Origin of the sequence: Synechocystis salina LEGE 00031 (assembly GCF_015207985.1) — a bacterium.
GTDB classification, from domain to species: domain Bacteria; phylum Cyanobacteriota; class Cyanobacteriia; order Cyanobacteriales; family Microcystaceae; genus Synechocystis; species Synechocystis salina.
Genome location: NZ_JADEVV010000070.1, coordinates 1 through 17675, shown reverse-complemented (window position 1 = coordinate 17675; position 17675 = coordinate 1). Strand labels below are relative to the sequence as shown.

Here is a 17675-nt window from a genome sequence, read left to right as displayed (position 1 = left end):
GTTAATTTGACTGATGAGCGACTCCATATTCTCCGCTTTTTTACTCAATCCTGCCGTCGCTACTATCTTCTTCCAGTACCTACTTGCTAATTATTTTCCCTCCTCTCTAAACTCCGGAATGTGGGTTACACTAAAATGGAAATAATAATGCGTTGACTTGAATTTTTGGGTATTGAAATGGTAAATCTAAAATATTAAGATTTTTCTCAAGGTAATCTTTGGATTCTTTCAGAAGGCTTAATATATTATTAGTGTCAATATCAGGTCTATCTAGTTTAGATACTTTATCCGTTTTCTCAAGACTTGCATTTAAAATTTTTAATACTTCCCAGTCTTTTAACAGTTTCTTATGATGATCACTTTTTAGTCCAAGGGTTACTCCAACTATAATCTGTCGTACATTTACTTGTGTACCTGTGACTCGATCAAGAACTTGAAAGATCGCAATAGCATCTTCAATGAAGTTAACTTGACACACACATTTATTAAGCTCTAAAGCTTGTTTTAAAGCTTGATTAATCAAACAATGCCCAACACCCAGTAAATTATTGACTTTTATTTTATTTTGAGAATTACGATCAAAATGTAACTGCTCATAACGCTTCCGAATAGCTGGTAGTGCTAACCAGGATTCTGGCGTAATAAAAGATAATTCTCCATCAATGCGATTTATTCGTCTTTTGTTAAAATGAAGCATTGCTTCAAAGAATGGTTGTAAGTCTGGTAAATCGACTTGTGGTAGTAAAGGGGAGACCTGCTGAAAATCGAACTTTTCGCAACTTCCAACAAGTTTTTTTACGACTTCTACGGCATCTTGACCACCAAATGTTGCCGTCTCAGAATCAAACCACTGGCTTAGTTTTTCTTTATTCTGTTGTGCTTCACTAAAAATTTCTCTAAACAACGTTGGTGAGGTCATACCAAGTATCAATTGAAGTAAATCCTCTGGTTCTTCCATCACCTCTTTAAGAGAATCCATAATATTTTCAATTTTGTCATTAAGTTTATCCCAGATTCGAGTTTCGACTGTATCAGGGTTTCGTAAACTAATAACCTCTACAGAATATTTTTGTCCATAGCGATTTAGTCGCCCAACTCGCTGATGAAGGCGCATAGGATTCCAAGGTAAATCTACGTGAATTAAAGAGTAGCAATTTTCTTGCAAGTCGATTCCTTCACCGCCTGCCTCTGTAGATACTAGAAATCTTACTTCACCAGAATTAAATTTTTCAGCAGCAGAAGAACGTTTTTCTTGTCTTGTAGAAACCTGGCCATCGGCTTCAATTATTCCTTCTGCTCGTTCATCGCCATTGATAAAAGTTACACATTGGCTCCCAAAACGAGCTATAAGAGAAGACATCAATAGACTCTGAGTAGCTTTATATTCTGTAAAAAATAAAACTTGACGGTTTGCAAATAACCCTTCTATGATTTCTAAGATTTTATCAATTTTTGTTTCTAATACGATAGAATTAGATATCTCTAATAATTCTTCTAACCTTGGTTGTTCATCCTCCATTAGATAAAGTTTATCCTCTAAGTCAAATATTTTTTCCTCCAAATTGCTTAACTCATCACTCTGAATATTTTCTTCATCATCGAATGCTCTCAATTTTTCTAGTAAGCTCTTTTTTTGTTTATTAACTTCAAGCTCTTTACGATTTTGGGTTATTTTAGCAAGTCTTTTTTTGATTGCAGAACGAATAGCTGCCACTGAGCTAGAGGCTAATTTTTGCATACAAACTAAAATCAGCATGACTGCTCGTTGATCGATTTGACTCAATCCTGAAGCATAGGCTTTTCCTGTCAAGATAAATTCAGTTAATTTTTCATAAAATTCTTCCTCTTCTGGAGAATAACTATAGGTCTCAGAAGATATTTTAGGAGGCAAGAAAAGTTTTTTACCCACCATATCCGTAACAAATTGTTTATTATTTCGGAGCATGACTAAACGTAAATTCTGTATTTGACTTTGCAAATTATCAAATGATTTTACAGCGTCAAGTGGATTAAAGAGGTCTTCTCGCAGTAGCTTCAGTAATGCAAAAAATTGGTAATGCTTACCACGATGAGGAGTCCCAGTAAAAAAGACAGCAGATTTTATTTTTTTATAATCATTCATTAGCTGACTCATGAGGTTATAACCTAAGGTTGGCCCCGTGTGCTCGTCAGCATTAAGATGGTGTGCTTCATCCACAAGGACTAAATCCCAAGGCTCCGCGTCAAACATACGCTGATGGCGATCGCCACTATTTTTTCGTAAGGTCGGTAGTGAAGCAATCACCTGATGATGAGTATTCCAAAAATCGCTTTTAGCTGTATCTGCCTCGCTTGTATATCTTGTCATACGAATATCGAACATGGTGCGTAGTCGTTCTTGCCACTGCTCCACCAAACTAGCAGGACAAAGGATCAAGATACGTTTAACAGCTCCTTTATTTAAAAGTGTCCAGAGAATAAGACCTGCCTCAATCGTTTTTCCAAGACCGACATCATCAGCTACTAGCCAACGGGCTGGAAGTTCCTGTACAACTTTCCGACAAACCCAAAGCTGATGAGGAAGTAAAGCAATACGGGCTAGGGAAAATACCCCCCACATATCATTGATAGAACGAATTGCTAACGCCTGAGCCCGAATAATGACCTCTAATGGCTCATGCCATTCTGGAGCGGCGATCGCCTCCTCAAGGGATTGGAGAAGAGTTAAGTTTTCTTTGGGACATTCCTCAATACCATGTTCAAAGCGAACAACAACAGTCTCCCCCTCATTTAACCGGACTTCACCACTGCCAAATTGAGAGTGAGTAACACGATCGCCGCAATTAAAGATAATAGTCATAGGTCATTAAAGATAAGATCTAGGGATTACTCGACCATCCCATAGGGTTATAAAGTCACCGTTATTGCTAGGTTTCTCTAAAAAAAAATCTTCATCATCGTATAGCTCAGTATCAAGGTCAGGTCGAACACGAACCCTTGGCAAGTCAATATCGTATAACTCAAAGGGAATGTCAAAGCAAAGATGAAAGTTGGGATTTCCATCAATTTCTAATTTTTGAAACTGTTGATTTAGAAATTCAAAAATTTCCCTAGAGGATCGATAGTCTGGCTTGTCCAAGCCTGAACACCCAATATACTTTAGTAATCTCCTGACACGTTTACGTGGAACATAGCAATGAGGAATAACATATTTAGTAGCTTGAAGAATACCTAAACGGACTAACTCTCGAATCACAAAATTAGCTCCAATCCCCATTCTTAGTGGAGGAGGATCAACACCACCGCCAGATAAATCAGAAGCCATTCGGGGATTAGTCAAAATTTGTAAATCGAAACTATTTTGTAATCGTTCGGCTCTTAAGAAAGACTCCCGGTAATCATCCAAGTATTTAGAAATTTGATAGATACTCGGATATTTTTCCATCCAATAGTACCATTCAGTATTGTCATTCAAAGAATCAAGATAATTATTGAGGACTTCAATCCATTGATGTGAAAAATCTTTAGGATTCGCTTGAGAAAAAGTATGCCACCATCCCGATTCGACACAATAACGGATGAAGTCTCTGTGTTGCTCATGTTTAGTCCTCCCCATTGTATGAGTTGCTCCAATAAAGAAGAGCATCAACCAAGCACTGCGATCATCGTCGCGTAACTGCTGCCGTAAATCTTCAATGGGAATTGGATAAAGCCGCTTATTATAATTTTCTATTTCTGATTTATGTCTTGCTTCCCACCAATCACATATTTCCTGCAAGATTATATTCGTTGGAGGAGGAGGCGGCGGCGGCGGTGGGGGGGGGGTACAGGATGGATTTCATCCCAGCCTATTTCTCCTTTTAGTGCTCTATTTTGTTTCTCCTGAATTTCTTTCGTTTTGAGTAAGCTAGTAACTCCAGGATTGTTTTCCATCCATGTACCTGAAATCTGACCTCTTAAGCACTCAGCGAACTCTGAGCTTTGCTCTCCATCTAAGAGATACGTTAAAATAGCTTTTCGTTGATTCTCTGTTTCTGAAATTTTTGCCCATCTAACTAACTCATCAACATTTATAGGCTCACGTGGTAGACGACAAACACGGAAAAATTCGAGGGCTTTCTCTGTATAACTGGAGTTCAAAATTCGATTGGAAGGAGCAAAGGCGACTAAACGCTTCTCTTCCGGATCTTTCGGTTGATATAGGAGAAGCAGAGGTGCAGACAAATAGCTCTTACTCTGATTCATAAATGAGATAGACGAGGATTGAATTACTTCATTTATTTTTTGATGATCAGTCTTCTCTGAAATCTCCCAGTTTCTCATTTGATCGATATTGATGACCTGACCGATTCGGCTTGCAGTAGTAACATCAATATTACGATCGCCTAATTCTTCCCGCAAGCAGTCTGCCAAATAGAGATTAGATAACTTGGCTAATGAATTAGCATCTAAAAGTATTTTTACTGCTTTCCATACTGTATTTTTAATCAATCTTTCAAAAGGATAATGCTTTTGAAAACTTTCCCAAGAAGAGACGATCGAGAAAATTTTTTGTTCTGCTAAAATATTACAAATTTGATATTGCAATTCCGTCACACATACCAAGTGATTAGATAACCCATTTGGTAAAGCTTTTCGAGTATAAATTATATGACCTATACCTTGAGATATGCCACATAAGCCTGATCGAATTAAATTAATAGACCTGTTATCACTAGATTCAGATATCCAATCCATAGCAAAAATATTCCAAAGAAACTCCCAAAATCCGTATCTCTCAAGATCCCCCAAGTCCAAGATCCGCTCTAGTGAAGACCAATTATCTCCTACTGAAGCTTGAAATAGTGCATCCAATTTTTCTGCAAGTTCACATCCTAACACTTTCATTAATTCTTGATTTTTAGAGGATGTTGGATCAAGGCTACTTCGTCCAGTTGTCACATCAAAATCAGCATTAATGATAAATCTTAATCCTGAACTCTCTTTCGTCGGCGTTGTAGCCCAAAAAGTTGGAAATTCTTGTAACAAATAATTATGGATTTCAAAATTCTGTGTAAGTTCAATAGAAATAGACCCAGTTGTCAATCTAAAGTTTAATAGCCTATGCTGTTCCCATTGATTTGATGAATTTAAAAAATCAATGTTACCAATTTCAATTCCTGGAATATCAAATACAGCATCAGGAAACCAGTAAAGTTCTTTGGTATAAGAATTAGTAACTAGCTTACATCTACGAATAGCTTTAGAAAATACTAGCAACAAGTTTACCTGCTTCTCAAATGCTTGAGTAATTCTTTCTTTATGAAAACGGTCTTCCAGGGGTAATGATATTATTGTCCCATCCGCTAACTTTGAAGATAATCGTTCACTCTCTATTTGTTTTCTTAGACTATCTAAGGTATTTAATTCAGTTATAGGAAGAGGTAAGATGCCACCACAAACACTAAAACCTAAATCTCCACTGAGAATCAGAGGTTTCTCTGTTATGAGATGAACTGTCTTAAAGCCAAGACCAAACTTTCCAGTTTCATCTTCTCCTTTGTCGGAAATGCTAAAAGAAAGCATTTTAACTAAGTCTTGATCAAACCCTTTATCTCTAAAGTCTTGATTGTGATGTTCAGCGGAGCAAAATTTATTAATAGGTCTTCCCCAATGTATAAAGGAAAGAAGGACAGAATTACACTTTAGGACAAAATATTGGCGTTCTGAATCAACTGTGCCAGAGAAAATTTCTAACTCTTTAACAGCATCATCAGCATTTTGAAAAATTTCAAATGGTATATTACTCTCGTGATAACCATACTGTCCTTCACCAATTTTTTTACGAACAGCACTGAGAATTTCAAACTGATTTTTATTGGACTGAATCAAATTCCCAATCTCATCTGAAATTTTTTCTATATCTTGTGTTAGTCTTGTAAAATCTTTTTCGTTTTTAGGTTTTTTTTGCCGCCAATCACTCAGAGCAAATTCTTTGTCAGCCCACAACCTTAACTTCTCTTTAATTTTAGAGTTTTTAACTCCTAAACTCCTTAGCAAATACTTTGAGTTCGAGAGAATAAAATCTTTAGCTACTTCAACTTCAATTCGTTCTGAACTATTTAATCTACTCCAAGTGTTTTCAATAATTGACTTCTGAGAAGAATATCCATTTTTATTCAGGGCATTCATAAGTTGTATGAACGATTGAAATAATAGATGTTCTACCTTCTCCCTATTTAACTGTTTTAGATCTATTCTTCTTAAACTAATTGTAGGGTCACTATAATTTATGGTGCCTAAGAAAATAGTTTCTAAATTTTCAAGACTTGATACAGGTGCCTGGAGAGTATTACCTAAAATACTTTGAACTACTTGAGTCTCACCGTCGTTGATTTGAATACTAAAAACTTTCGATTTAAGGTCTCCAAAAAGTAGCTCATCACGGAAATCTTCAACTGGACGCCTTTGCAAAAAATTTTGTGCTAGCTGAAGAATATTGTGATTAGAGCCAGCAAGGAGAGCAATTATGCTACCAATTGCCTGAGAAGGAATATATTGAAGCCAAGGCTTGAAATAATCTTCAAGTCTCCTAGAATTGTTACTAAAATCATTATCAGACTGTATTTGATCTGAATTAAGAGAAGTTTGCTCTGATTTTTGTAAAATATACGTATTTGCAACTATTTGATTTAAATAATCAGCTAGAATATCTCTTTGATCTGAATCAAGAATATATTCTGAAGAAATATTATAGTTATTACTACCATCACATAGCAATATGGGATCTTTCCATTCCTTATTTTTATTTAATAAATTTATATTTGGCAAAATCATTGAACCGAACTCATTCAACTCACAAGCAAGTGTAAGATAAATATTAAAGATTTGAATCTCTGTTTTGTTAGGTTTACAATTCCTTTTTGTGATGTAATTCAAAATCCTAGTGATCCTGTTACAGTTATCTATTGGCTTCAGTAACCTTTCAAAAATGAATACATAAAAGGCGTCAAGGTCTTGTGCTAATTTCAGAATAAGTGTCTCTTCACAATCTTTAAGTGTGGAATATAGTGTTTCTACAAAATCTCTTTTGTCGCGCAGAGTATTTAAATCAATGTCACCCAAATAATGCCTAGATTGGCTTGAAATAGTCTCACCTAATTTTTCAAAAGCATCTTCCCCAGATGTAAACCATTCTGAAATAAGTTGAGAGCTTAAAATATTTTTGTCTCTGACCTCTTCTCGTAACATCGAAAAGCTGATATATTGTTGAGGGTTGGAGCCGCTTAGTATTTCTTTAACATAATCTTCTAATCTCGGTAGATTAATAATTTGTTCTGGTGATCGAGGTTGATTATCCTTATCCACTAACCATGGAGTTATCTTCAAGCAATCCTTAATTTCATTACTAAGACTTTGGTTATGTTGTTTAAGGTTAGTCAAGACATCGAGAATTAAAGCAACATGATTAGAAGGAATTTGGGATTCTCTTAACAAAAATCTTAATATTTGGTTGTAATACCATATTTCACAAACAGCATCCAGTGACTGAGAATTTACAACATTTTCAGCCAGCATAGAGCGACTAACATAAGGACTTTTCTCACTCTGAAATACTGATTGTAGTCGATCTTTGAAAGATGAAAGTTCATATTTATTAGGTAAAAGAATAACCCTACTCGGCGAAATTTTGTCTCCTGTTTCTAACTGAAGCCAAGCAACTTTTTTAAGAAGTGTGATTAGCTCATTATCATCTTTTAGATTCGGAGTTTTTGGAATCAGTTCCAGTAGTAAATTACAATATTGTTCAGGATCGCTAAGTTTTAGAATTGTAGCGATCGCTGCCTTAGGTTCCCATTGCTGAATCCAATCTGGGCGATTAGTTTTTTCAATCAACACAACATGACTTTCTAGTTGATGCGGTAAGTCAAATTCTGGATTTTTCAGATAGGTATTATTAGTAATCGCGACAATTGAACCAGCGCTCGATGTATGTAATGGCAAACTTCTCCAAAGTTGCGGTGTCCCATAAGCTGAAACCTGGTTTAGGATTTCTTGTCGTTCTTCTGTAGTAAAATCTCGCAAATTTAATTGTGATGGATCTAGATGCTGAAGATCCCGGATTAAATTCTCTGGAGAGATAGAGCTAATTTCTAAATCTCCCCATCGATCCTGAGGAATTATTTGAGCCAACTCTTGAGGAACAATTTGCCAATCTTTAAGAATACATCGAGCTATCTTACTCCAAGCCTGACTTTTTTGCGATGCGATATAAAGCGAATTTCTATTTTCATAATGCTCTGAATAACCATGTAGTAAAAAGCGTAGAGCCTGAAAATCATGACCATGCAACAATTGTCTTAGTATATCAACACGGTTCTTTGGACTTGCTAAAGAAGGTCGCTGACCAAGAATTTTAAAGCACGTTTCATAATTACACTCTACTAAGTCTATATAAAGTTCTCGCGCTAATTGCTGATCAATTAAGATGACATCCTTGTTGGCTAACGTATTTTGTAATGCTTTTGCAAGCTCATTGTGACTTTTATTGTCATAAAACAAATCCCTAAGAATATAGTCATTATAATTATCGATGTCATTCAGGCTATAAAATTCAACCCTATTATCACGGCAGTTATATCCGGGAATGAAAGGAAGATTTTTAATTTGTTCACGAAAAATCGATCTTTCATTCTCTTTAATTGCTTGAACTATTTGTAAAACAATAAATTTAATAGAGCTATTCTTAGGATTGTATTCTCTGTATTTGATGAGTCCTGATATTAATCTTGCTGCATTATTTCCAGGTAGATTATTACTACTATCTTCAGGAGACAAGTATTGAGGTAGTAATAGAATTTTATCCTGAACCTCATTGAGATGTTTGAATAGTGCTATATCAGAAGTATCTAGACAAAACCACCGTGATTTATTTAACCTTGGAATTATTGAAGTAAAGAAAGATATCTTGGTTGTTTCTTCAAAATCTGTCCAGTCTGATTGTGTGAGGATAATTTGTAATTTTTCTTGTAGAAGGTCTTGCACATCATTAGAAAATTTTTCATCATGATCATTCCGGGCAATTATATCTAACCATTCGGTCAAGAAAATCAGTTCATTTGAGTCTTGAAAGATTTGAAGTATATCTAAAGATGTAAGAGTCCTGGTAATTTCATCATCATTCCACTGATCAGGTTTGTTGTGAGGAAGGAGATTAGGTTTAGCTTTTAGAATTAAGTGAGTATGAGTAGCGATATGTTTTAGTTCTGCCCATACCTCCCAATTAGGAATTCCAGGTAAGCTAAGAATGCGATTATGAGATACAAGACACCATTCAATACTATCCCGCTTAACTTGATAAATCCAATATCCAGATTTATATAAATATGGGTGTAAGAGTGATTGCTGAAATAACTTAGATCTTAGTAAACCTAAGCAAACGGAAGAAATATCACTATCTTCAACATCCGGATTTTGGCTAAAGGCTTCCAATGCTTTCAAAACATTAGATAATGTGCCTTCCTTTGCTAAAATATAATTCCATCCTTGGATCATCTCATCCTTATTTTTTGGTTTCTCTATATTAGGTCGCCCGTCATAAATTTGTGTGATTCCTTCTATTGATCGTCGTCCTGAATCTAGAAAAAAGTAGCCGTGTAATATTAAAGTATATTCATAAATGCTATCAATTGGTATCTCTTCATGAGTTAGGTTATCTTCTTCAATCTCTTCTAACGGCAAGAAAACAGCCCATTGAAGAGTTAAATTACTATTTGCTTTGTCACTAGGATAGCGTAAAAATATTGCTCCACAATGTGGAACTGCCTTATCGGGAACAACTTTGGGGTTTCCTGTCTGATCATAAGTAACTCTCTTAGGCCAGTTCGCCAAGTTACTGAGAGTAGACCAAAAAGGATCACGAGCTTCATACTCATCTGCAGTGTTTACCATCAATGGATAAAACGCATCCTCTGAAAGCGTAGCTTCTATCCCTTCATAAGATATCTTAGTTGAGGTTGAAACTCGAATCGAACCACTTAAGTTCCGACATAGGCTAACTTCACAAAAATCATTTCCCGCTTTTGGATAAGAGAATTGTTGTTGAGAATCTTCAATTTCAACCTTAAAACTTTCCATTAAATTACTCCGAGCATCAGGAGTCCAATAATGAATAGATTCTAAGGAATTTAATAAAGGCAAAAGCTTTCCAATTTTGATAGGGGCATTACTAGGAAAATGCTCTTGAATAGTTTGACAATCATAAATATTAGGCAGAAGACAACGGTGTTGATTAGAAGCTCGAAGAGGTAACCACAGGATGAAATATTCTGAGTAATTATTTTCTTGTTTTAGGAAAATATTCTTTAAATAGTTTTCTACAGCTAATTTATCTAAATCACTCATGGGATCACCGTCTGCCCACGGTGTTAAGAATCGATAGCTTGCTGATTTGGGTGCATCCCATTTTTTCCAGCTCAATGATTTTAAGTATAAATACTTATACTTGGATGCGTTTCAGAATAAGGCTTTGAGAATTGCTTGACAGTTTGCCCAGTAAGACTTTTGCAAAAGTGGGATGCTCCCGCTGATTTTTCTGAAAGATGCTCAGAAAAAGCAACATAGAAAAATGCTTCACAAAAGTGAAAAACGCTTTTTTGTCCTAAGCCAAATTTACCAATTTTTGATGAATTACCTGCATTAAAATCTACACCAATCCAGCCAATAGCCTGCGAATCTTCATCTCGGAAACTACCATTATTAACGAAAAACAGAGCAGGTTGTCTTAACTGGGGATGCAATGAATTATCTTTTAATCCTGGGGTGACTCCAATATCTAAGCGAGTTGCCCCACCATCATTAGCATTTTGCAGAACTTCTTTGATGATTGGAAACCCTTCTTTATATCTCTCACCTAAAAGAGTTTTTATTTCGTTAATGATCGCTCCTGGCGGATATAAAAAACCAGTTTCTTGAGAGCTCATAGTAAAATTTAGAATAAGATGATTGTGTTGATATATCTCAATTAAGAGAGTGATTTGACTTTTATTTCAACGACCTACTTATTTATCCAACTACCAATAATTTCTGCAACTCCAAGGCCGGGTCAATAAGATTAATATCTTCATCCGTCACCACCGTCTCCTGCCCTTCCTCGCACTCATAAACCACATACGTCCAGATCCCTGGATTCCCCATATCTACCACTTCGGATTCATAAAAAGTAATGGTTTCATCCTCCTCACACTCGTAATAAGCCGACAAAATATCATCCCACTTACAATCAGACATCCCTAAGGTTTCTCGAATCGAACCCAACACTCCTGCAATGTGATGGGGCTGAGTCTCCACCTGGACTAACCGCTCTTGGTCCCACTCGAAATTATGTAATTCCAGCATCCTTACTCAATTCTTAATCGCTTTTCTTTAAAGGTATATCGGTTTTTAAGCTATGAGCTATTGTTAATAATTTGTAATACTAGTTAGGGTTGAAATGCTGATCTTGCAGGGATTTACTACGAAGTGCGTTGTTAAACCTCAATAAAAACAGTAAGACCAATGAAACGCTACAAATCGCCAAAATTCAAACAAATCATTGCTGGAATCGCTGTTATGGGCGGTATGGTCATCTTTCAAGGTCGATATCAGCTCTATTTTGACAACGGTAATGGGGGTAACAACTGGAAAATTGGCTCGCCCCAGACCCATATATTCAATGCCCATCAGACTCGTTCCCTGGCTGACCTTCAAACTCAAGCTCTCACCCTAGTCAACCGCGACCGCCAACGGAATAACCTCCCGCCCCTGGTGGCAGACCCCCTGATTACCAAAACAGCTCAGGGTCACGCGGAGGATATGGCCAAGCGAGATTTTTATGGCCACGATACCCCTGAAGGTAAATCTCCCACCGACCGCTATCAAGCCTTAGGGGGAAAAGGTGGAATTGGTGAAAATATTGTGGTCTTACCCGGCTCTCCCTATTTCTCCCTCAACTACGGTCTGGTAGAAAGGTTTCAGAAAAGTTGGATGTATTCGGAAGGACATCGCAAAAACCTATTGACCCCCAACTACACTAAGTTTGGCTATGGCATTGCCACCAATCCTAGAACAGCTAAAGTCTATGCTGTTCAAAATTTTCAATAGTCGCCATTAAACCCCTAGTGAAATATCAACACATAGGGCGGGCCCCCCACGGTTAAGGAACTATCATCAACTTATCGCTCAGTTCCTAGAATATCAGTCATTCAGGATAAATCACAATTCTCATTCTCTCGGGATATAAAACCAAAATTTTTAGTTGAAATTTCTTCTTTAGTCTGATGAAGACGAAACAGGATTTGATAAGTTAAGCTGGATAAATAGATTTTTCTATTTTATTATATGGGACTAGATCTTTCTCATTTTCCAAAAAATCCTGATTTTTCTACTGCTAAGTGTCCAAGTTGCGGCGCATTAACAAATACACCTCACTTCATGTTGAAGATTCTTTCAAAATCGAGTTCATATTCTATCGATGAAATTAACGAAAAATTAGTTTGTCCTATTTGTCAATACGAAAACGCCTTTTTATATTGCGATAATAAAATTGATGATTATACTTTAGAAAATGTTTATCAAATAGCTACAGGATTAAGCCAACTTAAAGATACTTGCAACCCCTCCATCAAAAATATAAATAAAACTCCTCTTGTTTCTCTATTAGAGCTTTTAACAATGTCCTCAAAGTTTATACATATATGCACTTATAGCTTTGATATTCCGATGCTTTTTATTTTGAAAACAGTTTCAATTAAAATTCCAGTTGTGCTGATTTTTAATGAAAAAGTTAATAATTCTTGGCTTTTAGAAGAAATTTCAAGATCAAACAAAGAAGATAAGAATTTAAGTATTTATCAAGTTCCCCGAGATCATCAAAAACTTATTGTTATTGATGGGTTGATTGCAATAAAAGGTAGTCAAAATTTTACTTCAAGAGCATGGCGTAATTTGGAAGATAATAAAGAAATCGCAGATTTTGAAAGTGATGTTACTAAGGTTAGAGAGTTAAATAACTCTTTTTTTGCATCTACCATCAAAGAATGGAGAGAGATAAATGATAAACCCTATTCTCCATACCCATTTTAAAAAAATCAAGCTTAAAACAGAAAAAAACAGACGTAACCCCTAGTAACACTCATTAATTGATCTGATGGATATGGGCAGGAAACTAACTAAACTCTAAAACAAAATTGTTGACAAGGCTTGCTCTTTCTCTTGCTCAGAAACCTCCAGATAGTGGGACAAAACATTCAAATTCTTGTGACCACTAATCTTCTGAATGACCCGCAAGTTAATTCCCTTACGACACATCATAGTTAGCGCAGTCCGACGGAAAGAATGGGTAGATACTCCCCTAACTTCAATCCTATCCGTTGCCGCTTTCAAAATCTTGTGGGCCATGGAAGGATGAAGATGCGACCCCACCCGTTTGCCTCGAAATACATAGGAAGATGGAAATCTAGGGGATTGTTGAGCTTGGCGATACTCATTGAACAAAGCTTGCAACGCCGGGGAAATGGCCACAGTGCGACTAGATTTAGTCTTGGTCTTTTCAATGCGGAAAGTCATGGCATGAGCAGTGACATCACTCCAAGCTAGGGAGCAGGCTTCCCCAATACGGCAACCAGTGTAAAGACAAATGCCAAACAACAGGCGATCGCGGGGAGTGAGCAAGCCAACGGTAAACAGATCGTGTAGCTCCTGCTCTGTAAGTACTTTTGCTTGCCCCTGACGGTTAATTTTCATTCAATCATTGATGGAAAATATTGAATAGCTTCCACAAGCCTAATTCTATCGTGAAATTTTTCCAACTCTCCATCGCTCAACATAAATTACTGCTAATTATTCTCAGTTGATAAATTCTGAAAACTGCCACTATGCCCTAAATCGTCTAATTTGGGTCTTTGCTGAGGAAAATGATGTAGTTAAGCTAAAAAGTCAAATATAAGGATTACAGGCGATTCTCAAGGGTGTAATTTGTACTATACTGCAGTTCACCCTCAAGGATTGGGAAAAAAGGTCACTTTGCCGAGTAATCTAACCCTGTATGGAAAAAGTGGACAAATCGCAAGAATCAAGGAGAATGTACCAAATGAGCAAAAAGCCATTAAGAAGAAGTTAGCCCATCGCCGCTATCAACACGCCGTCTTAGCTCTCTCCAAATGCTTTCCCCTAGCTTCCGCTAGTGATGAAACAAAAACGATTCGGGATGAGGTCGGTTTCTTCCAAGCAATTCGTACCACCTTAGTGAAATCGACCGCTTCCCTCGGCAAATCAAGGGTAGACAAAAAATTTGCTGTACAACAGATCATCGACCGAGCCGTGGTTTCCACCGAGACTGTCGATATTCTAGGGGCCGCCGAGTCATTCTCCCCCGACATTTCCATCCTCTCCGACGACTTCCTGTTAGAAGTTCAGCAAATGGAGAAGAAAAATGTCGCCCTGGAGTCCCTGAAACGGTTACTCAATGATGAGATTCATTCCCGCACCCGCACCAATGTCACTGAAGAGAAAAAGTTTTCCGAACGATTGGAAAAGGCGATCGCCTGCTATCATACCAATGCCATTAGTACTATCGAAGTTCTTCAAGAACCGATCAACCTAGCAAGGGACATCTGCACAGCCCTACAACAGGGTGAAGAAGACGGTCTTTCTCCTGATGAAATCGCCTTCTACGATGCCTTGGCAGAAAATGAAAACGCCGTCGAGGTCATTACCCATGAGCTTCTCGTCAGCCTGAAATCAAATGCAACAGTAGATTAGTCCCAACGGGAAAGTACCCGTGCTCGCCTGCAGAGCAAAGTAAAACGAATCCTGCAAAAATATGGCTATCCCCCCGAGCGTCAAGCCACTGCTGTGCAAAATTTCTTACAACAAGCAGAGGCTCTCTCCGCTAGTTGAACAGGACATTAGGGGGTCACGCTACAGAAAGATTGGCGATTCATTGGTCTTTGTCTTTGCTAGGAGGGTTTCTCTAGTCGTAGTCAGTGAGAATTGTTCTACTTTTATATTAACAATATTATTATATTTATTGTCTGCACGATACCACTCATTTAAAATACTTTGTGCCTGTTCCAATCTAAGCTTTAATAAAAAATCCAATTGCTCTTGAGTGAGTTCTCTTCCTCGGTAGTTGAGGGTACGTTTTAAACTTAATAGGAGCATCTCCTTTGCTTCTTCGCGAGTTTCCGTGATGCAATTTGATATTTCTCCCGTATAAGGAAACCGAAGAGAACGTGCAATAAAGTAATTCAAGCCCGGACTAACATATCTTAGGTTACGAGGATCATTATTTTGTTGGTTACTGTCTAGGTGATGGATTTCCACTTCCCCTTTGCGTGCATAGTAACCTCTACCATAAATTTTATAGCCACTAGCTAAAAATTTGCTAACTTGATGTTGATAAACACTATTCTTACTTGTGTTCGTTTCGTGAAACTCGAAGAATCCAGTCTTTTCAAGCAGTTCAAAAAATTCTGATTTATTTTCTCGGATTAGAAAGAAATAACCATCTTTATTAACTTGCCAAGAAGTAAAGTCGAGGTATCCAAATAACTTTACTTCAGCAACACTTTTACACAAAGCTAGCATCGAACCATGCCTGTCTCTCTTTCGTCTGTTGGCAGTTTGGGCTCTAAACACTGGTGGCAAAGTCCTTGTCATTTCAGTGACCTCAGTAAAAATAAGTAAAACAAATCCTTCACATTGCCTTCATATACGTTGTCCTAAATAACTGGTGAAGGTTCTCCCCGAGGGGGGCGCACTATATTCAACCGGGGCTGACGATAGCGGGCTCTTTGAGCAGACCTCCTCTAGCTCTAGACAGGGCAGAAGCAATCTGAATCCATTCGATGTTGCCTAGGACGGTCGTTGTGAGCCGGAAACCTTTACCTCAGGTAATTCATATCTTGGTTCCAGTGCACGACTTAGGTCTAATAGGTTTTTCGCGGTCAACCGAAAGGGGCTAACCTTACACCGAGTATAGCCATCACTTTCAAAAGTTTTTACTCAATCCTCGACTTATTCTTTTAGTCAGAGCCCAATTTTTATTAATGGTTAGAAAGTCAGACTATTTTTAATCTAGGTCTTAATCTAGCATTTCTTATCCCCAAATATACCCTTAGTTCCCTAGAATCCCTAGGGGAGTAAGGCAACTTGGATTCAATTTATTCCAGAGGAGTATACGTACAGTAACAGCCCTTTCTATTAACAACAAAGGTGAGGAGGAAGTGAATGGAAATGCTGTTTTGTCGGTCAGTGCCCGGGGATGGTCCTGCCTGCCTTTAACACTGTGTTTCCTCCGCAGGGTTAGCGCAGCCCTTGGAAGAGGAACTAGCCCCTTCAACAGAGAGAGGGGAAGCCTGGGGAGACTACCGGTGTCATGGGTTCCCTTTGCCCAGGAGCCCCCCCTCAGCTCACTTCGGTCCGCCGCTGTTCCGGAGGCAATCGTAATCCCTCGAGTACCAGGCGAGGGGTACCAAGAATGTTACGAACACAGTCCCGCCCTTAAATTTTCCACAAGCTAAAGGAGTCCATTCAGCCATGCTGGAAGAAGCAATAACACTAACCGTCGCTTACGCTGTGGTGGTTACTTTTCTGTTGATGCCCATCGACCGGGAGAAGGTAGCTAGAGGCTACCACTGGGGACTACCTCACCATCCGGGAACTGAAACAACGGGCGAGGAGGGCGAAAATTAAGGGTTACGGTTCAATGCGAAAGGCGGAGCTGGTACAACATTTACTAGCCTCCCCAACGGAAAGACCCCATTTCCTTTGCACCTCCACTACCCGGGCACCTGACTAATTCAGATAAAGATTAACCTGGGCAGGGAGCCCCAGCTGTTAGCACTGGAGGGTAGGCAATCCATTGTAAGCGCGGGTCTCTAACTTTGCCCTATCAGGGCAAGAGTTATGACAACCCCCTCCCTGCAGTAGATAACAAAAACAGAGAGTAGAGAAAGACACAATTAATTAGTACAATGCTAACTCAAAATTTCGACTACTCTGAGCTATCCCCCGATGTCACTCTTAGACTTAAGGTCATTGTTGTCATGATTAAGGAGCTTGACCTTAACGAGGACTTCAAATTAATCGGAGAGCTACTTGCCGAGGTGTTTCTGAACTATTTGCCCGCAGCTAAACAGAAACCTTGGGTTGAATCGGAACTGCAAGGTTTGATGACTTTTACGGAGGCGATGGCATATTATCTAACCGAGATTCTGGCTGAAGAGGAGCTGATCAATACAGAAAAGCTCTGATTCTCTATGTCGATCTTTGAAGCAGTAAACTGCCCCGTTGTTTGCGACAGTTAACCGAGGAGTCTATGTTCAGGGGCTTGGGGAGACCTCCCCATCCCCTAGCTGGATAGTTTAACTTCCCACCGGACTTGTGAGCCCTCTACGGTAAATCGTCGGGGTAGCGATTCTCCTGGGCGTATTCCTCTCCGGCATCTACTAACTTCCCCGGATTAGGAGTACTGCTCCGGACCTGTTTCTCAGTAGCCCTCCCTCACAGTTAACTTCCTCTGCCCAACAGCAAAAACCATAGCTGGTGAAAAAATTGGTGCAATTTTTAGAGACCCTATTGAGTAGGGCACCCCTGATAGTTCCAGCCCTAGGTGAATAAATCCGCAGAGGGGAGTAGATGATGGATCGACGTGGGTCCCTAAGTCTTCCCCCCTT

The 17675-nt window shown here is 38.4% G+C and carries 12 protein-coding genes and 1 pseudogene; 5 read left to right on the top strand and 8 right to left on the bottom strand.

Annotation, left to right across the window (positions count from 1 at the left end; translation table 11 throughout):
* Nucleotides 1-130: 130 nt before the first annotated feature.
* The 5 genes from IQ217_RS17345 to IQ217_RS17325 all read right to left on the bottom strand — a co-directional run bounded on the left by IQ217_RS17345 (nt 131) and on the right by IQ217_RS17325 (nt 11355).
* Complete coding sequence (locus tag IQ217_RS17345; RefSeq protein ID WP_194020977.1) at nt 131-2839, bottom strand: SNF2-related protein; 2709 nt, start codon at nt 2837-2839, stop codon at nt 131-133.
* Nucleotides 2840-2845: 6 nt separating this feature from the next.
* On the bottom strand, nt 2846-3757 hold the full coding sequence (locus IQ217_RS17340) for a hypothetical protein (RefSeq protein ID WP_194020968.1): 912 nt from the start codon (nt 3755-3757) through the stop codon (nt 2846-2848).
* Between the two features lie 2 nt (nt 3758-3759).
* Nucleotides 3760-10362: a hypothetical protein gene (locus IQ217_RS17335; protein WP_194020966.1), complete on the bottom strand. Its 6603-nt coding sequence runs from the start codon at nt 10360-10362 to the stop codon at nt 3760-3762.
* A gap of 80 nt (nt 10363-10442) precedes the next feature.
* Nucleotides 10443-10940 carry a sacsin N-terminal ATP-binding-like domain-containing protein gene (locus tag IQ217_RS17330; RefSeq protein ID WP_194020964.1) on the bottom strand — a complete coding sequence of 166 codons (498 nt, stop codon included), beginning with the start codon at nt 10938-10940 and terminating at the stop codon, nt 10443-10445.
* A gap of 82 nt (nt 10941-11022) precedes the next feature.
* Nucleotides 11023-11355, bottom strand: coding sequence for a hypothetical protein (locus tag IQ217_RS17325; RefSeq protein WP_194020962.1), 333 nt, complete (start codon nt 11353-11355; stop codon nt 11023-11025).
* A gap of 159 nt (nt 11356-11514) precedes the next feature.
* Here IQ217_RS17325 and IQ217_RS17320 point away from each other — a divergent pair, with 159 nt between their 5' ends.
* Nucleotides 11515-12099, top strand: a complete 585-nt coding sequence (locus tag IQ217_RS17320) for a CAP domain-containing protein (protein WP_228024267.1) — start codon at nt 11515-11517, stop codon at nt 12097-12099.
* 237 nt (nt 12100-12336) lie between these two features.
* On the top strand, nt 12337-13080 hold the full coding sequence (locus IQ217_RS17315) for a phospholipase D-like domain-containing protein (RefSeq protein ID WP_194020960.1): 744 nt from the start codon (nt 12337-12339) through the stop codon (nt 13078-13080).
* A 93-nt stretch (nt 13081-13173) separates the two neighbouring features.
* Here IQ217_RS17315 and IQ217_RS17310 read toward each other — a convergent pair whose 3' ends face one another.
* Nucleotides 13174-13740, bottom strand: coding sequence for a tyrosine-type recombinase/integrase (locus tag IQ217_RS17310; protein WP_194020958.1), 567 nt, complete (start codon nt 13738-13740; stop codon nt 13174-13176).
* Nucleotides 13741-13971: 231 nt separating this feature from the next.
* Between IQ217_RS17310 and IQ217_RS17305 the strand changes: the two are divergent.
* Nucleotides 13972-14895 (top strand): annotated as a pseudogene (locus IQ217_RS17305) (DUF3387 domain-containing protein).
* 21 nt (nt 14896-14916) lie between these two features.
* Here IQ217_RS17305 and IQ217_RS17300 read toward each other — a convergent pair.
* Complete coding sequence (locus IQ217_RS17300) at nt 14917-15585, bottom strand: HNH endonuclease (RefSeq protein WP_228024327.1); 669 nt, start codon at nt 15583-15585, stop codon at nt 14917-14919.
* A 1066-nt stretch (nt 15586-16651) separates the two neighbouring features.
* Between IQ217_RS17300 and IQ217_RS19425 the strand changes: the two genes are divergently transcribed.
* Complete coding sequence (locus IQ217_RS19425; RefSeq protein WP_338117501.1) at nt 16652-16798, top strand: Rho termination factor N-terminal domain-containing protein; 147 nt, start codon at nt 16652-16654, stop codon at nt 16796-16798.
* A gap of 247 nt (nt 16799-17045) precedes the next feature.
* Nucleotides 17046-17252, top strand: coding sequence for a hypothetical protein (locus IQ217_RS19085; protein ID WP_228025784.1), 207 nt, complete (start codon nt 17046-17048; stop codon nt 17250-17252).
* A 236-nt stretch (nt 17253-17488) separates the two neighbouring features.
* On the opposite strand, the gene IQ217_RS19080 is transcribed toward IQ217_RS19085, so the two are convergent.
* The coding region (locus tag IQ217_RS19080) for a hypothetical protein (protein ID WP_228025783.1) at nt 17489-17675 on the bottom strand (187 nt) is incomplete at its 5' end.

What these genes read in the sequence shown, in the direction of transcription:
- IQ217_RS19085 (WP_228025784.1), top strand. Translation starts at nt 17,046, where the DNA reads ATGATTAAGGAGCTTGACCTTAACGAGGACTTCAAATTAATCGGAGAG.
- IQ217_RS17315 (WP_194020960.1), top strand. Translation starts at nt 12,337, where the DNA reads ATGGGACTAGATCTTTCTCATTTTCCAAAAAATCCTGATTTTTCTACT.
- IQ217_RS17320 (WP_228024267.1), top strand. Translation starts at nt 11,515, where the DNA reads ATGAAACGCTACAAATCGCCAAAATTCAAACAAATCATTGCTGGAATC.
- IQ217_RS17325 (WP_194020962.1), bottom strand. Translation starts at nt 11,355, where the DNA reads ATGCTGGAATTACATAATTTCGAGTGGGACCAAGAGCGGTTAGTCCAG.
- IQ217_RS17310 (WP_194020958.1), bottom strand. Translation starts at nt 13,740, where the DNA reads ATGAAAATTAACCGTCAGGGGCAAGCAAAAGTACTTACAGAGCAGGAG.
- IQ217_RS17330 (WP_194020964.1), bottom strand. Translation starts at nt 10,940, where the DNA reads ATGAGCTCTCAAGAAACTGGTTTTTTATATCCGCCAGGAGCGATCATT.
- IQ217_RS17300 (WP_228024327.1), bottom strand. Translation starts at nt 15,585, where the DNA reads ATGCTAGCTTTGTGTAAAAGTGTTGCTGAAGTAAAGTTATTTGGATAC.
- IQ217_RS17345 (WP_194020977.1), bottom strand. Translation starts at nt 2,839, where the DNA reads ATGACTATTATCTTTAATTGCGGCGATCGTGTTACTCACTCTCAATTT.
- IQ217_RS17335 (WP_194020966.1), bottom strand. Translation starts at nt 10,362, where the DNA reads ATGAGTGATTTAGATAAATTAGCTGTAGAAAACTATTTAAAGAATATT.